Origin of the sequence: Brevibacillus sp. NRRL NRS-603 (assembly GCF_003013445.1) — a bacterium.
GTDB classification, from domain to species: domain Bacteria; phylum Bacillota; class Bacilli; order Brevibacillales; family Brevibacillaceae; genus Brevibacillus; species Brevibacillus formosus.
In genome coordinates this window covers 256,925-272,246 of the sequence record NZ_PXZN01000008.1, presented here as the reverse complement: position 1 = coordinate 272,246, position 15,322 = coordinate 256,925, and the positions used below count along the sequence as shown (strand labels likewise).

12 protein-coding genes are annotated in these 15,322 nt (G+C 49.3%); 1 reads left to right on the top strand and 11 read right to left on the bottom strand.

Annotated features, from left to right (window positions below; translation table 11 throughout):
* Nucleotides 1-2: 2 nt before the first annotated feature.
* The 8 genes from pyk to C7R94_RS04670 form a co-directional block, all read right to left on the bottom strand.
* Nucleotides 3-1,757: a pyruvate kinase gene (pyk, locus tag C7R94_RS04705; protein WP_106778674.1), complete on the bottom strand. Its 1,755-nt coding sequence runs from the start codon at nt 1,755-1,757 to the stop codon at nt 3-5.
* A gap of 40 nt (nt 1,758-1,797) precedes the next feature.
* The gene (pfkA, locus tag C7R94_RS04700) at nt 1,798-2,757 is read right to left on the bottom strand and encodes a 6-phosphofructokinase (RefSeq protein WP_106778673.1); all 960 of its coding nucleotides are present in this window, start codon (nt 2,755-2,757) and stop codon (nt 1,798-1,800) included.
* Between the two features lie 221 nt (nt 2,758-2,978).
* Nucleotides 2,979-3,935: an acetyl-CoA carboxylase carboxyl transferase subunit alpha gene (gene accA, locus C7R94_RS04695; RefSeq protein ID WP_047070617.1), complete on the bottom strand. Its 957-nt coding sequence runs from the start codon at nt 3,933-3,935 to the stop codon at nt 2,979-2,981.
* Nucleotides 3,902-4,846 (bottom strand): acetyl-CoA carboxylase, carboxyltransferase subunit beta, encoded by a 945-nt coding sequence (gene accD, locus C7R94_RS04690; protein ID WP_106778672.1) that lies wholly within the window; start codon nt 4,844-4,846, stop codon nt 3,902-3,904. The genes accA and accD overlap by 34 nt, the downstream gene beginning before the upstream one ends.
* A 20-nt stretch (nt 4,847-4,866) precedes the next feature.
* Entirely contained in the window at nt 4,867-5,049 is a 183-nt protein-coding gene (locus tag C7R94_RS04685; RefSeq protein WP_047070615.1) for a glutamate decarboxylase, read from the bottom strand.
* Nucleotides 5,050-5,130: 81 nt separating this feature from the next.
* On the bottom strand, nt 5,131-5,802 hold the full coding sequence (locus tag C7R94_RS04680; RefSeq protein WP_047070614.1) for a FadR/GntR family transcriptional regulator: 672 nt from the start codon (nt 5,800-5,802) through the stop codon (nt 5,131-5,133).
* Between the two features lie 105 nt (nt 5,803-5,907).
* Nucleotides 5,908-7,152, bottom strand: coding sequence for an NADP-dependent malic enzyme (gene ystJ, locus C7R94_RS04675; protein ID WP_106778671.1), 1,245 nt, complete (start codon nt 7,150-7,152; stop codon nt 5,908-5,910).
* Between the two features lie 168 nt (nt 7,153-7,320).
* Nucleotides 7,321-10,749 carry a DNA polymerase III subunit alpha gene (locus C7R94_RS04670; protein WP_106778670.1) on the bottom strand — a complete coding sequence of 1,143 codons (3,429 nt, stop codon included), beginning with the start codon at nt 10,747-10,749 and terminating at the stop codon, nt 7,321-7,323.
* Nucleotides 10,750-10,918: 169 nt separating this feature from the next.
* Between C7R94_RS04670 and C7R94_RS04665 the strand changes: the two genes are divergently transcribed.
* Complete coding sequence (locus tag C7R94_RS04665) at nt 10,919-11,230, top strand: YtpI family protein (protein ID WP_047070611.1); 312 nt, start codon at nt 10,919-10,921, stop codon at nt 11,228-11,230.
* Nucleotides 11,231-11,452: 222 nt separating this feature from the next.
* Here C7R94_RS04665 and C7R94_RS04660 read toward each other — a convergent pair whose 3' ends face one another.
* From C7R94_RS04660 to C7R94_RS04650, 3 genes are all read right to left on the bottom strand, one after another.
* Nucleotides 11,453-12,082, bottom strand: coding sequence for a DUF2087 domain-containing protein (locus C7R94_RS04660; protein ID WP_106778669.1), 630 nt, complete (start codon nt 12,080-12,082; stop codon nt 11,453-11,455).
* 538 nt (nt 12,083-12,620) lie between these two features.
* Nucleotides 12,621-13,931 (bottom strand): DRTGG domain-containing protein, encoded by a 1,311-nt coding sequence (locus C7R94_RS04655; protein ID WP_047070608.1) that lies wholly within the window; start codon nt 13,929-13,931, stop codon nt 12,621-12,623.
* 214 nt (nt 13,932-14,145) lie between these two features.
* Nucleotides 14,146-15,303, bottom strand: a complete 1,158-nt coding sequence (locus C7R94_RS04650) for a DUF445 domain-containing protein (protein ID WP_106778668.1) — start codon at nt 15,301-15,303, stop codon at nt 14,146-14,148.
* Nucleotides 15,304-15,322: the final 19 nt, after the last annotated feature.

The following is a 15,322-nucleotide window of genomic DNA, read 5'->3' as shown; positions in this document are numbered from 1 at the left end:
ACCTACAGAATCCGGGCATGTCCTGAGTAAATATGCCCGCGCTCGGAATCCACTGTTACGATTTGTCCATCCTTCAATACATCCGTAGCAAATGGCACTCCTACGATGACTGGAATGCCGAGATTCAGTCCTACGATGGCTGCGTGAGAGGTAAGTCCGCCCTCTTCGCAAATCACCGCTCCAGCCTTGCCAAACGCCTCAATCATATCGGAGTCGGTACCGATGGTTACCAGAATTGCTCCTTCTTCTACCTTTGCCAGTGCCTCTTCCGCTGATCTAGCAATCACTACCTTGTTTGTGACAACTTTTCGGCCGATTCCTTGTCCTTTTGCTACCACATCGCCAATAACGTGGATTTTCATCAGGTTTGTTGTCCCAACTTCACGTACAGGTACGCCTGCTGTGATCACAACGAGATCGCCATGACGAACGAAGCCTGCATCAAGCGCCTCTTGAACAGACATCTCCAGCATTTCATCAGTTGTGTTCGCCATTTCGCCCTTCACCGGATACACGCCATTTACGAGTGCAAGACGGCGAATAATCGCTTCATGTGGCGTTACAGCCACGATTGGTGCTTTTGGACGGAACTTTGATACCATGCGAGCTGTGTGTCCGCTTTCGGTCGCCGTAATAATTGCTGCTGCGTCCAGATCCAATGCTGCATTGGATACAGCTTGGCTGATGGCATCGGTAATCGTCACTTGTTTGAGCTGTGCTTGCGCATACAAGATCTCGCGATAATTCAGCTCTTGCTCTGCACGTACAGCGATACGCACCATGGTCTCGACAGACTCAACCGGGTATTTACCTGCAGCCGTCTCTCCAGAGAGCATGATTGCGTCCGTACCGTCAAAAATGGCGTTCGCAACGTCACTCGCTTCCGCACGTGTTGGACGTGGGTTGCGCTGCATTGAATCAAGCATTTGTGTCGCCGTGATGACTGGCTTCGCGAGCTCGTTACACTTCTTGATCAGCTTCTTCTGAACAAGTGGTACTTCTTCTGCCGGAATCTCTACGCCCAAATCACCGCGCGCAACCATGATTCCATCTGTTACTACCAGAATCTCGTCTACGTTATCGACGCCTTCCTGGTTTTCGATTTTCGCGATAATATCGATACGCACGTTATGGCGCTCCAGGATTTGGCGAATCTCCAAGATATCCGATGCTTTTCGAACGAAGGAAGCCGCAATGAAATCGACTCCTTGTTCAATACCGAATTCGATATCCTGTGCATCCTTTTCTGTGATACCTGGCAAGTTGATTTTGACACCAGGAACATTGACGCCTTTTTTGCTCTTCAGTGTTCCACCGTTTTTGATCAAGCAGACGATTTCGGTGTCACTCACTTCCTGTACTGTCAACCCGATCAAACCGTCGTCGATCAAAATCGTATCACCGATATTTACATCATGAGGCAATTCTGGATACGTAATGGAGACGCGCTCTGCGGTACCCGCTATTTCTTCAGTGGTGAGGATCAGCGTATTTCCTTCTACGAGCTCAACTGCATCTACTGCAAGTGTACCCGTGCGAATTTCAGGACCTTTTGTATCCAACAGGATTGCAACGGGCTTCCCAGTTTCTTTTGATGCCTGACGAATGTTTACAATTCGCGCTGCATGCTCCTCATGGGAACCGTGCGAGAAATTCAAACGCGCTACGTTCATTCCTGCTTCGATCAGTTTTTTCAGCGTTTCAACCGATTCACTCGCCGGTCCGATGGTACATACAATTTTTGCTTTCCTTAACATAGGATGTAAGCCTCCTCAGCACTCGTAAAAAATGTCAGTTTTATATAGATAGCGTGCGCGCCAATTGATAAATGGATAAATCCAATTGATGCTTTTTCGCCAATGCTTCCTGAAAATCAACATCCACGATCTGGTTGTTCTGAATCCCAACCATTCGGTCCTGCTTGCCTTCCAGCAACAAATCGACAGCTGCGGCACCCATTCGGCTCGCCAGCATTCGGTCCATCGCAGTAGGGGAACCACCACGCTGAATGTGACCGAGTACCGTCACGCGAGTCTCCCAGCCTGTCTCTTTCGTGATCGCTTCAGCGTAAGAAGTGGCACTTCCTACCCCTTCCGCCACAATGATGATGGAATGCTTTTTGCCACGGCGTTGTCCAGCATGCAGACGCTCAATAATGTCGTCCATCTCCTGCGACGCTTCCGGGATAATAATGGACTCGGCACCAGCTGCAAGCCCTGCCCACAATGCCAGGTCGCCAGCATCTCGCCCCATTACCTCAATAATGTACGTACGTTCATGCGAGGTGGCCGTATCACGGATTTTATCAATCGCTTCCACAACGGTATTCAATGCGGTATCAAACCCGATCGTGAAATCAGTGCATGGAATATCATTATCAATCGTACCCGGTACCCCAATAGTTGGAAAGCCTTTTTCGGTCAGCTTCTGTGCACCGCGAAACGACCCGTCCCCCCCAATCACAATCAGACCCTCAATTCCATGAACACGTAATTGTTCCACCGCTCTTTGCTGTCCGGCTTCCGTCTTGAACGCTTCACTGCGAGCAGAGTAGAGAATGGTTCCTCCCCGTTGGATAATATCACCAACAGAGCCCAGAGACATCTCCTTGATATCTCCCCTCATCAGCCCTTCGTATCCGTGGTAAACCCCAAACATTTGTACCTCGTGAAAATGAGCACGACGTACAGCCGCCCGGACTGCGGCATTCATTCCAGGAGAATCTCCACCGCTAGTGAGAACTGCAAGTTTCCGCATGGAATCCACCTCTCCAATCGTATCGTCTTTAGCATGTCATTTAACGGAAACAGTATGTACCATACTTTGTATGAAACATGCTGTATCACTCAAATCCTCATATCTGTTATACACTCGGAAGATATGTGCCATACTTTTTGAAAGCTCTGATAACTCTTTCATTCGACTTCGATTGTAGCAGATTTTCCTCGGAGAAAAAAGAAAAAAACGCCCCCTGTTTCTTACAGGGAGGCGAATTCTCCGATCTGTTTAAACTTCTCGTAACGGTCCTGTATCAATTCATCTGGAGTTAAACGGCCCAACTGTTCTAGTTGTTCCGCTATGACCGCCTTGACCATTCCTGCCTGCGCGATCAAATCACGATGGGCTCCTCCGAATGGTTCATCAATAATTCCGTCAATGACTCCTAATTCCAACAAATCAGGTGCCGTAATTTTCATCGTCTCCGCTGCACGCATGCCCAAGCTGGAGTCTCTCCACAGAATCGCAGCGGCACTCTCCGGTGCAATCACGGAGTAATAGGAATTCTCCAACATATAGATGCGATTGCCTACGCTGATCGCCAAGGCTCCGCCGCTTCCGCCTTCCCCGATGACGATACAAATAATCGGCACGCCAAATGTCGCCATTTCACGCAGATTGCGAGCAATCGCTTCGCTCTGACCGCGCTCTTCTGCCGCTTTTCCAGGATATGCCCCTGATGTATTAATAAAGCAGATGATCGGGCGACCGAATTTATCCGCCTGCTGCATGATACGCAATGCCTTCCGGTAGCCTTCTGGATGAGCCATCCCGAAATTGCGCTTGATGTTGTCTTTTGTGTCTTTCCCTTTTTGGTGACCGATAACGGTAACCGGACGTCCATCCAGCTTGGCAATTCCACCCACAATCGAATGGTCGTCTCCGAACAAACGGTCTCCATGAACCTCGATGAAATCGGTAAAAAGTAGTTGTATATAGTCCAAAGTCGTCGGCCGTTCCGGATGACGAGCCAGCTGTACGCGTTGCCATGGAGTCAAATTGCCGTAAATTTGCTCAGCAAGCTCTTTTGATTTTTGTTCGAGTCGCTGTACTTCGTCAGAGAAGTCAATTCCCTTTTCCTCAGTAAAACGGCGCAATTCTTTAATCTTATCTTGTAATTCTACTAATGGCTTTTCAAAGGAGAGCTCGCCTGCCATGTTTCTACTCCTTCCCGAGACGTGTGCATCTCTACCAGTTTGGACAGCGTATTTCGCATGTCCTTACGGTGTACCACCATATCGAGTTGCCCGTTTTCCAACAAGAATTCCGCTGTTTGGAAGTCTTTTGGCAACTCCTGACGGATCGTTTGCTCAATGACTCGACGCCCAGCAAAACCGATCATAGCTCCTGGTTCTGCGATATTGTAATCTCCCAACGAAGAAAAGCTGGCTGATACCCCACCATATGTAGGATTCGTCATGACCGAGACAAACAGTAAGCGTTCGCGATCCAATCGAGACAACGCTGCGCTGGTTTTCGCCATTTGCATCAGACTTAATACGCCTTCTTGCATACGTGCTCCACCAGATGCACTGAACAGAATGAAAGGCAAACGCCGTTCGATCGCTTGCTCAATTGCGCGGGTGATTTTTTCCCCGACGACCGATCCCATACTCGCCATACGGAAGCGAGAATCCATGACCCCAATCACGATGCGGTTTCCACTCAGGAGACCTTCGCCTGTAATGATTGCCTCGTTCAAATTGGTTTTGGCCATATCTTGCTCCAGTTTTTCCAAATAGCCAGGAAAACCGAGTGGATTGGCTGTTATCAAATTGGCATCAAATTCTTCTGTCAGAACCCCATCATCCAGAAGCGCTTGCAGACGCTCTGGAGCGGACATGGAGTAGTGGAACTGACAGCCTTTGCAGACGCGCAGGTTCTTCTCCAAATCCTTCGAGTAGTGAATCGTCCCACAATGTGGGCATTTATTCATCAATCCCTCAGGGACTTCCTTTTCTTTCGTACCCGCTTCCTTGCTAATGTCGGTGGAAGCAGGGACACGTGCTAGTGTCTCTGAAGGAACAGTAGCGAATTTACGCTTTTTCCCAAAAAGATCTTTAAGCACAGGTACACCCACCTTTCTCTTCAGTGAAGGATCGTGCCGAGCACATCCCGGACTTCGTTTAGTTCGCTCTCCGGCACGAGAATCTCGTATTGCTTCGAGACCTTGCCTTCGCGAACCTTTACCAAAAACCCTTCATCTGTCAAACGTTGCTGTATCCGTTCTGCAATTTTAGCGCTAGGAGCGATGTAGATGACCGTCCACATGCTGGCTTCCTCCTCAATCGTCCAATACAGGTCTGCATCATCATATCACAGCGCCAGCGCCCCTCGCAAATTGGGGGAAAACTATAGCTTGCTGTTCTCCAAATGCTGCTTCATTCGCTCTAATGCTACGTTCACATCGCCTTCGCGAATGGCTTCCATAATCTGTCGATGCTCTACGAGTGCTGCACTCGCTCTGCCTTCGCGCGACAGTGATTCAATACGAATACTGTTGCTGTACTCAACCAAAGGCGTCCAGATGCGATGCAGAATCGAGTTGCGACTGGAGCGACATATGACACGATGAAACTGATAGTCTTCCTCCGCAGGTACCTCGCCTCTTGCTACTCTTTCCTCTGCAATGGCCAGGATGCGTTCCATTTCATCAAAATGCTTGTCAGTCGCCCGTCTACAGGCTAGGCGGACAGCATCCAGCTCTAGCATTCGCCGCATTTCGATCAAGTCCTTCTTGGTTTTGGTATCCCGTAGGATAAAAAAGCCAAGAATATCGATCAGCCGATTGTGTCGGTAATGCTTGAGGAAAGTGCCTTCCCCGCGACGCGTCTCAATGAGTCCGAGCAGCTCCAGAGCCCGAAGAGCCTCGCGTACAGAGGAACGACCTGCTCCCAGCTGCTCGGACAGCTCTCGCTCAGACGGCAGCTTGTCCCCGGGCCGCAAGTTTTGCTCCTGAATGATTTCATGAAGTTGCAGGAGAATTCCTTCGTAAACCTTTCGATCTTGGGAAGAGTCGAGCACGATTATCCTCCTTACTCGTACCTTCAACGAGGAGCACCCTCCACGTTTGTAAAATACCTACGTTGTTTCGCGGAGGGTGTCGTCGATGCCTCGATAAAGAGTATTTTACGCTTCTTGGTAAGAGATAGCTGTCAATTTTGTCGTCTTTTGTTTTACTTCTTCCGGATCAACTGTGATGCGAGCAACACCCGTTTCCATCGCTGCTTTTGCTACTGCCGCAGCTACGTTTGGAGCTACTCGTGGATCGAATGCGGAAGGAATCACTTTATCCGCAGTAAGCTCTTCTGGTGTGATCAGGTCTGCGATTGCATATACAGCAGCCAGCTTCATTTCTTCGTTGATCTCTGTTGCACGTACATCCAAAGCGCCACGGAAGATTCCCGGGAATGCCAGTACGTTGTTTACTTGGTTCGGGAAGTCGGAACGACCTGTACCAATTACTGCCGCACCTGCTTCTTTTGCTTCTTGCGGCATGATTTCTGGTACTGGGTTTGCCATAGCGAAAATGATCGGATAGCGGTTCATCGAACGAACCATGTCCTGTGTAACAGCGCCAGCTACGGATACTCCGATGAATACGTCAGCGCCCTTCATTGCATCAGCCAGGTCACCTTGCAGCATGCTGCGGTTCGTAATTTTCGCCATTTGTTCCTTCACTGGGTTCATACCGAATGGACGGCCTTCGTACACGATTCCTTTTGTATCAACCATGATCACTTCTTTAACGCCCATGGAAATCAAAAGCTTCATGATCGCGATACCAGCTGCACCTGCACCGTTCGCTACTACGCGGATATCTTCCAGCTTTTTGTCAACCACGCGCAGAGCATTAATCAGACCTGCCGCTGTAACGATCGCTGTACCGTGTTGGTCATCGTGGAAGATCGGGATGTTTGTTTCGCGCTTCAGACGCTCTTCGATTTCGAAGCATGCTGGAGCTGCGATATCTTCCAAGTTCACGCCACCAAAAGTAGGCTCGAGCAGTTTAACTGTCTCTACGATTTTATCTACATCTGTCGTATTCAAGCAGATCGGGAATGCATCTACGCCTGCGAAGGATTTGAACAGAACCGCTTTCCCTTCCATAACTGGCATTGCGGCTTCTGGTCCGATGTTTCCGAGACCCAGTACAGCAGTACCGTCGCTGACTACTGCAACCAGATTGCCTTTCATCGTGTAATCGTACACTTTGGACTTGTCATCAAAAATATCTTTGCAAGGTTCAGCAACCCCTGGAGAATAGGCAAGACTCAGATCGTAAGCATTGCGAACGGGTACCTTGGTCACTGCCTCCAATTTTCCTTGATGTTTTCTGTGAAGCTCCAGTGCTTCCTCTCTCAGGTTGGACATGAGATCCCACTCCATTTCACGATAATAGTTTCTATGAGGGCTTGTAGGCAGTAAAAACGCCTGGGTTATTCCAAGTGGTCTGACCACTCATTGAGTTATGCTCTCAATATAATAAAAATCTGTTCTCCTGTAAACCTGCCGAAAACGGCGAAAAAGGGAGGACATTCCTCATCCTCCCCAATTTATAGGCATTTCTTTCCGAATTACGCTGTCAGGCCCCACAATTTCTCGCGCTTGCTCCAAAAATGACTCATCTACGTCTACCCAATTTGCTTCCGGCAGGCGAATTGTCTGTCTTTTTCCTTCGTAGAAGAGGATAACGGGAATCGTTCCTTTTTTTTCGACAAACAAGCGTGAAAGTCTTTGCAGTGTCGAATCGCGCTCTTGCTCTGCCGATATTTTGACAAATAATACGGTCTCGGACTTCGGCTGCGGCAGCGTTTGTGCATCCCAGAAACGGGAAGCCAAGAGCTTGACCATGTCTTCCTGGTGATCGACTCGGGCTTCTGCCACGACGATTTGTTCGCGCTCGAGCAGTGGCGCATACTTCGCATACACCTGCGGGAAGACAACCAGCTCGACTGGTGCCGTTTTGTCCTCTAGCGTAATAAACGCCATCTGGTCCCCTTTTTTCGTTTGGATGCGTCTGGCTTCCGTAATCATTCCGAATACTTTCACCGTCTTGTCGCGCGGCACGTCACCCAACGAAGAGATAACCGCTATTTCGGGACGACTGGCGACATGGGAAAACTGGTCAAGTGGATGGCCCGAGAGGTATACGCCGATCAAGTCCCGCTCCTCTTTTAATTGCTGCGTATGTGAGAGCGGCGGTACCTCTGGATATTCTGCCGGTTCGCGCAAAGGTGCCGCATCTTCTTCTCCCGCAAAAAGATTGAGCTGGTTGGCGTCACGTTCAATTCTCTTGCTGTTTGCCTTCCCTACCGCTTCATCCAGCAATAGCAAAAGCTGACTGCGATGGCCTGGCAACGAGTCCAGCGCGCCGCATAAAGTAAGCGACTCTACTACTCTGCGATTGACTAACCGCGCATCCACGCGCGCACAAAAATCAAAGACATCGCGATACGGTCGACCTTTGCGCTCTTTCACGATCGATTCAATGGCACCGTAGCCGACGTTTTTCACTGCGGCCAAACCAAAGCGGATCGCATCCTGCTCCACTGTAAAGTAAGCCAAGCTTTTATTCACGTCAGGCCCAAGCACGGTAAGCTGCAGTCTCCGCGCTTCCTCCGTATATTCGGCAATTCTCGTTTGACTGCCAATGGACAAGGAGAGCAGCGCTGCCATGAACGCAAGCGGATACGTTGCTTTCAAATAAGCCATCTGGTAGGCGATGACCGCATAAGCCACCGAGTGGGCTTTATTGAAGCCATAATCGGCAAAGCGCACGATCAAATCGTAGACTTGATTGCCCAGCTCTTCTCCATACCCTTGCCGGACACAACCAGCCACGAACTTCTCCCGCTGCTCCGCCAATAGCTCCCGTTTCTTTTTCCCGACCGCTCGGCGCAAAATATCTGCCTCACCAAGACTAAAGCCTGCCAGTGTCGAGGAAATCTGCATGATTTGCTCCTGATAAATCATAAAACCGTGCGTCTCCCGCAAAATCGGCTCGAGAACAGGATGAGCGTACTGCACTTTGCTAGTCCCGTGCTTGGCGGCGATATACTGTGGGATGATCTCCATCGGCCCGGGGCGATACAATGCCAACACCGCAATGATGTCATCAAGGCTGCTCGGCTTCAAATCTCGCAGTACATTGCGCATCCCCGAAGATTCCAGTTGGAAAATGCCCGTTGTCTCCCCGCGGGAGAGCATACGAAACGTTTTCTCGTCATCTGTCGGCAGCTTATCCAGATCAAGCGATATTCCCTGCTCCTGCAAATGACGCAACGTCTCCTGAATGATTGTCAGATTGCGCAAGCCGAGGAAGTCCATCTTTAACAGACCGACTTCTTCGAGAATTTCCATCGGATACTGAGTAAGAGCCAAGCCTTCATTGCCCGTCTGCAATGGAACGTAATTCGTCAGCGGTTCACGCGAAATAACGACACCCGCTGCATGCGTAGAGGCGTGACGCGGCAAACCTTCTACGCCCTTTGCCGTTTCGATCAGTTTCGCTGCCTGTTTGTTTTCCGCGCATAGCTTGCCGATATCCGGGTTGATCTGCATCGCTCGTTCAATCGTCATGCCTGGCGATTGCGGAATCATTTTGGCCACGCGATCCACAATGCCCAGAGATAAGCCTAGCGCCCGCCCAACGTCGCGCACTGCTGCACGAGCCGCCATCGTACCAAAGGTAATGATCTGGGCGACGCGATCATGTCCGTACTTGCTCGCTACATAGTGAATGACTTCGTCACGGCGCTCTACGGAAAAATCGATATCAATATCGGGCATCGTCACCCGCTCCGGGTTGAGAAAGCGTTCAAAGAGCAACTGAAAGCGAAGTGGATCGACATTCGTGATTTTCAAAACATACGCGACCAGGCTACCTGCCGCTGATCCGCGTCCAGGTCCAGTCGGTATCCCGTTTTCGTGAGCGTACCGCATGAAATCCCATACGATCAGGAAGTAATCGGTGAAGCCTGTCCCTGTAATTATCGCCAGCTCGTGATCCAGACGCGCTTGTGCCTCTGGTGTAATCTCGCCGTATCGCTCCCGGCAGCCCTTTTCACACAGTTCACGCAAATACTGCGTCGAATCTTGTCCCTCTGCCAAAGGAAATTCCGGCAAAATATGCGCACCAAAGGAAAGGTCCAGCTTGCACCTGTCTGCAACAGCTACCGTATTCGCTAACGCCTGGGGAGCAAAAGCAAATAGCGCTGCCATTTCCTCTGCACTTTTCAGATAGTACTGATCCGTCTCGTAACGAAAACGGCTTTCTTCGCTAATGGTCTTGCCTTCTTTGATCGCCAGCAAGATATCATGCTGCTGGTGATCCTCCCTGTGGATATAATGAACGTTGTTCGTCGCAACCAGTGGAATCCCCGTCTCCTGGCTTAATTTCACGAGACGAGCATTCAGCCTGCGCTCCACTTCCAGTCCGTGATCAGCCAGCTCCAAGTAAAAATGCTGCTCACCAAACATTCGCTGATACTTGCGAGCTGCTTCTTTCGCAGCGTCCGCTTCTCCAGCCAGTAACAGCTTGGCTACTTCCCCTTGCTGGCAGCCGCTCAGTGCAATGAGGCCGTCTGTATGCTTGGCCAACACCTCTTTATTGAGACGCGGAAGGATGTAATTGCCGTCTGTATTCGCGATTGTCGCCAGCTTCAGGAGATTCCGGTAGCCCGTTTCGTTTTCAGCGAGAACGATCAGATGACTAGGCGGCGGTGCATTTCGCACGCGATCTTGAAGATTTCCTTCTATTACGTATATTTCCATCCCGATAATCGGTTGGATGCCTGCCTCCAGACAGGCTTTATAAAACGGGATCGCCCCGTACAAATTGGCATGGTCTGTCATCGCCAATGCATGCATGCCCAATTCGCTGGCTCGCTTCACTAGCTCATCGATACGTGCTGCTCCATCCAGCAGACTGTACTCCGTATGAACATGCAAATGGACAAAGGAGGTCATGATATTACCCCTCTCACTTTTCACGATTGAAACTTTCTTACTTACATTATAACGGAAGTATAGCGCATACGGACGTTAAGAACAAATGTTCTTACTTGTATTTGACCGTCATCCCCTGATTTTGGTAGGATGGGTATTACCAGAATGGCTAGAAAGGATGAATCCATCTATGTGGTCTGCCTTTTACATGACCGGTGTTCTCGCTTCCCTAGTAGCCAGTGTCTACTATAGTATCCATGCGCGCAGACGAGGCATCCATCCGCTAGAATCGCGTATGCTGCTGGGGAAAATGAATGTGTCGTTGGGGATACTCGTTTCTTTGTTCGGCATCAATCAGTTTACTTTTGATTCTCTCGATACGATCCGCATTGTCGTTGGGTTGATCATGCTGATTGTAGGAGCTATGAATTTATTTTTGGGAACTCGCAATTATTTCCGTTATCGTACAGCTTGGCAGGCAGAATTGAAAAAAGGGGTATAAAAAAAAGGGCATGAGAACAATTTTACGTTCCACATGCCTTTTCATTTTGGGGAGAAGCATCGCTGGAAATACTTTTCCTCTTTTCCCAGCTGTTTATCATACAAACCCGATAGAGCTCTCGCTATAATGAATTTGTGTGACATTCTATTGCTTCGACAACCTGAGCGGCAGTGCCGAAGGTTGTCTTTTTTTCATTTTAATTCGGAAGGGAACCATTTCCAGTCATTGCAGATCTTCGGCTTTCGCCCACATTTCCTCGGGGTTCAGCTCATAGATGCCCTCTTCCCGATACATATAATGATTCATGATGAATTCCCGGCGAATCGTAGCATAATCTTCGTGGAATTGGCGGATGTACTCGTTGATCTCTTGTTCCTTGTATTTGCGGCCTTTTTCTAACCCTCGGACCATGTATTCAAAGACGATCAGCTTTTTCTTACGCTGAGAAGGGATTTGTTTCAGTTTGCCATCTGGCGTAATGAAGCTGCGAATGACCTGCATTTTTTCCGCTGCCATCTGGTGCCTCCTTTGAATATGTGAGTCGTCTTGCGCAAAAATGTCCTCTGCTGTCGAATCCTTTGCTTTTTCCATGACGTTCACGATTGCTTGCGACTGGCGTTTTACATTGGCTTCGTGCAGGTAAAAGTAAATGGTGTTTTTATCACGACGTTCGTAAACCACACCTGCTTCCCGAAGCTTCGCCATATGGTGGGTGATGGTAGGAGGTGTTACGCCGAGCTTGCCTGCCAACGCCTGTCCGTGCAGGGGGCCATTTGCCAAAATCGCGAGAATGCGTACGCGCGTCGGGTCTCCGAGTGCTTTATAAAAGGTGACGAGTTGGTCTAATTGCAAAATGGGGCACTCCTTTCCTAGTCTATTCGTTTCGATTAGATGATGTTCTAATTAGATGATAAGTTGCATTGCTTTGCCTGTCAATTCGTAGGAGATAAAACAAATTCTATATCGTTGCTGCTGGTGGCAGCGGAAAAAGGAGAAAACGCTCGAGCTTATTTCTCCTTTTTCCTTGAAGCGGCTGTCTGTTTAGTTGTGGCTGGTTTGTCAGTGAATCAAGAATGATATTAACTTCATGTAATAACTTTCAAAATGCTTTTGCCAAAGCTGTGTAGAAGAAGCGCATTTCCAGTCCAAGTGCCTCTGGAGCCCATCTCAGCGTAGGAATAAATGGCGGGGAATTTAAGCTCCACTTATGGAATACTTCCTCGAAACTTCAACGTTTGAAGCGCTCCCGCCATTTATTCCGAAGCGGACAGTTCACACCCCTTGGGGGGGCGGAGGCCGAAGCGTAGACTGGAAATGCGCTTCTTCTCCCCCACTACAGCCACTTTTCAACACAAAAAAGAACAGTCCATAAGAAGACTGTTCCTGTCTTTTAACGCTCAATTATTTGTGCCGTAATCATGGCCTGCCCCACGAGCTGTTCGCCGTGGAATACGGATACTTCGACTTTTCCGAAGCGGCGGCTGATGTCCAATAGGCGCGGCTTTACTTCGATATGGCTTTCCATCTGGACTGGCTTCAGGAAATAGACGGTGATATTTTCCGGTACCATGTCCCCTCGACGATGGTGGCGCAACAGGTTACAAGCAGCCTCGACCATGACCGTCGTCATGATTCCGCTGGCAATCGTACCAAGATGGTTGGTCATTTGTGGGCTCACATCACCCAGATAGACCATCTCATCTGCCTGTCGCTCCTCACGGAAATGGGACATGATCAGATTCGGGAACGTTTCACTCATCTGTGGTTGTTTGGCTGTAAATTGCAGTGCTTTTAACACGTCGTTGCGGCTCAAGACCCCGACGAGCTTGCGATGGTTGTCTACGACAGGCAATAGCTCGATTCCTTCCCACACCATGGTGTGCGCAGATGACGCTACGGATACTCGCGGCGAAGTCGTAATCGGGTTCTTCGTCATGACCTTGTCGATCGTCGCGGTATCCTCATGACCGATGATGTCTTTGGAGGTAACAATTCCGATCAGGCGCATCTGCTCATCAACGACGGGGAATCTCGTGTCCTGATACAGCTCTGTATACTGATGCCACTTGGCAACAGAATCTGATGTCAATAAGACTGGTGTTTCTGCAAGCGGCTTCAAAATATCCTCTACCATTACGATTTCTTTTTTGATCAGGCGATCGTAAATGGCTCGGTTAATCATCGAGGCTACCGTAAAGGAGTCGTAGCTGGAGGAGATGATTGGCAGCGCTAAGCGGTCAGCCAGCTGCTTGATTTCCTCGCTTGTATCGAATCCCCCGGTAATTAATACAGCAGCCCCTTGCTGCAACGCAATTTTGTGCGCCTGATAGCGGTTACCGACAATCAAGAGACTCCCGGCATCGATATAGCGCATCATGGCTTCGAGCTGCATGGCCCCTATTACAAATTTATTCAAGGTCTTGTGTAAGCCTTCACGTCCAGCTTGCACATGACCATCGACGATGTTCACAACCTCCGCAAAGGTCAAACGTTCGATATTTTCCTTTTGCTTCTTCTCGATTCTCACCGTACCGACACGCTCAATCGTGCTGACGTATCCTTGCGTTTCCGCTTCCTTGATCGCGCGGTATGCAGTCCCTTCACTCACATCCAGGTCTTTTGCGATCTGCCGCACGGAAATCTTCGAACCGATCGGAAGGCGATCAATATGTTGCAAGATTTGTTCATGCTTCGTTGCCATATTGCTATTCCCCCTTCCTTTTCTCCCACCCGTTCCATGTACGTGCGCTCCTTCGACCAATATACCCGAAGGCGGGGCAAAAAAAAAGGGTAGCTTTTTCGAAAGCTACCGACCAGAAAGTATATCATTAAGGGGGTTTTCATCGTGCTTTTATCATACCCAAGGAATATTACAGGATTATTACAACACAGTTACAGTTTCTTTTCAGTTTTGTTTAACTGAGGAAATTTGCCAATATACCTTGGACAAGCCCAATAATCCCTCCGAGGATAAATCCGAGCACGGTAATCATGCGGAATTCCTTGCCCGAAATCCCTACTACCATCTCTTCAATTCTTTCAATGGGGAAACCCTCTACTTGCCGGGTAACAATATCCCGAATGGCCAGGCGCGAAAATATTCTCTCTATGTTTTGTTGCAGCGTGTCCACCATCCACTTGGCCAAACGAGGAACGAGTTCCGTTGTCACCGTTTCAGAAATAGGCGCTGTCAAACGAGACAGAGGCTCGTCCACGATGCGCAAGCTTTGCTCCTCGAGCTTGGCAAAAAGCTTCTGCGCCCAGTCGTCCACTTGATCTCGCCCAATCCAGGCAACCACTTCGCCCACATTTTTGTCCAAGAGCTTGTCCGCTTCGCTATGTAAAAAGTAGTGAACGCGTTCCGAAAGCTCTCTGCTTTGCAATAGCTCATCGAGATACGGGAGAATCTTGCCCAAAATCTTGTCATCCCCCAGAAACATCCCGACCAAGCCACCAAACATGCCTCCGCCTCCACCGAGCAATCCACGAACCATATTTTGCAAGGTTTGCTGGCCTTCCGGGGAATGCAAATACTCGCGGAAACGTTTCAAGAGCAGTTCGCTCACAGTGCCAAGTGCAGCATCCAGACGCTCGCGTCCGTTGTCCGTTACCAACTCTCGCAGTTTTTTCTCTTCATATTGCGCCAGAACCTGTTCGACAAAGGTACCCCATTTCGCTTCGATAGGCGCGCGGACACCCTCACTCCATGTTCCGTCTTCCTTAAATAACTGTGGCATCACCGTAAGCAATGCTTGACGCAGACTACGCTCATCTGTCATCCAATCGCGAGCGATGCTGTTCATCCATCCTGCCAATGTACTCTCCAAACCACTCTGGTTCAGTGCACGCTTGACACCCTCTGTAGTCAGCAAATGTTCTTCGACGAGTCTGCCCATTTGTATCGCGATATCGTCCCGTCTTCTTGGAATCAAACCCGGAGTAAACGGCACTTTCCATCTGCCTATATACCACGGTTTTACTGGTTTAAACAGCATTCGGATGGCTAACTCATTCGTTACTCCACCGATGACTGAGCCTACTGCAATGTTCACTAATATTATCCAAGCGTTCATAAATCCTAACAACCTCTCT

What these genes read in the sequence shown, in the direction of transcription:
- pyk (WP_106778674.1), bottom strand. Translation starts at nt 1,757, where the DNA reads ATGTTAAGGAAAGCAAAAATTGTATGTACCATCGGACCGGCGAGTGAA.
- pfkA (WP_106778673.1), bottom strand. Translation starts at nt 2,757, where the DNA reads ATGCGGAAACTTGCAGTTCTCACTAGCGGTGGAGATTCTCCTGGAATG.
- accA (WP_047070617.1), bottom strand. Translation starts at nt 3,935, where the DNA reads ATGGCAGGCGAGCTCTCCTTTGAAAAGCCATTAGTAGAATTACAAGAT.
- C7R94_RS04685 (WP_047070615.1), bottom strand. Translation starts at nt 5,049, where the DNA reads ATGTGGACGGTCATCTACATCGCTCCTAGCGCTAAAATTGCAGAACGG.
- ystJ (WP_106778671.1), bottom strand. Translation starts at nt 7,152, where the DNA reads ATGTCCAACCTGAGAGAGGAAGCACTGGAGCTTCACAGAAAACATCAA.
- C7R94_RS04670 (WP_106778670.1), bottom strand. Translation starts at nt 10,749, where the DNA reads ATGACCTCCTTTGTCCATTTGCATGTTCATACGGAGTACAGTCTGCTG.
- C7R94_RS04665 (WP_047070611.1), top strand. Translation starts at nt 10,919, where the DNA reads ATGTGGTCTGCCTTTTACATGACCGGTGTTCTCGCTTCCCTAGTAGCC.
- C7R94_RS04655 (WP_047070608.1), bottom strand. Translation starts at nt 13,931, where the DNA reads ATGGCAACGAAGCATGAACAAATCTTGCAACATATTGATCGCCTTCCG.
- C7R94_RS04650 (WP_106778668.1), bottom strand. Translation starts at nt 15,303, where the DNA reads ATGAACGCTTGGATAATATTAGTGAACATTGCAGTAGGCTCAGTCATC.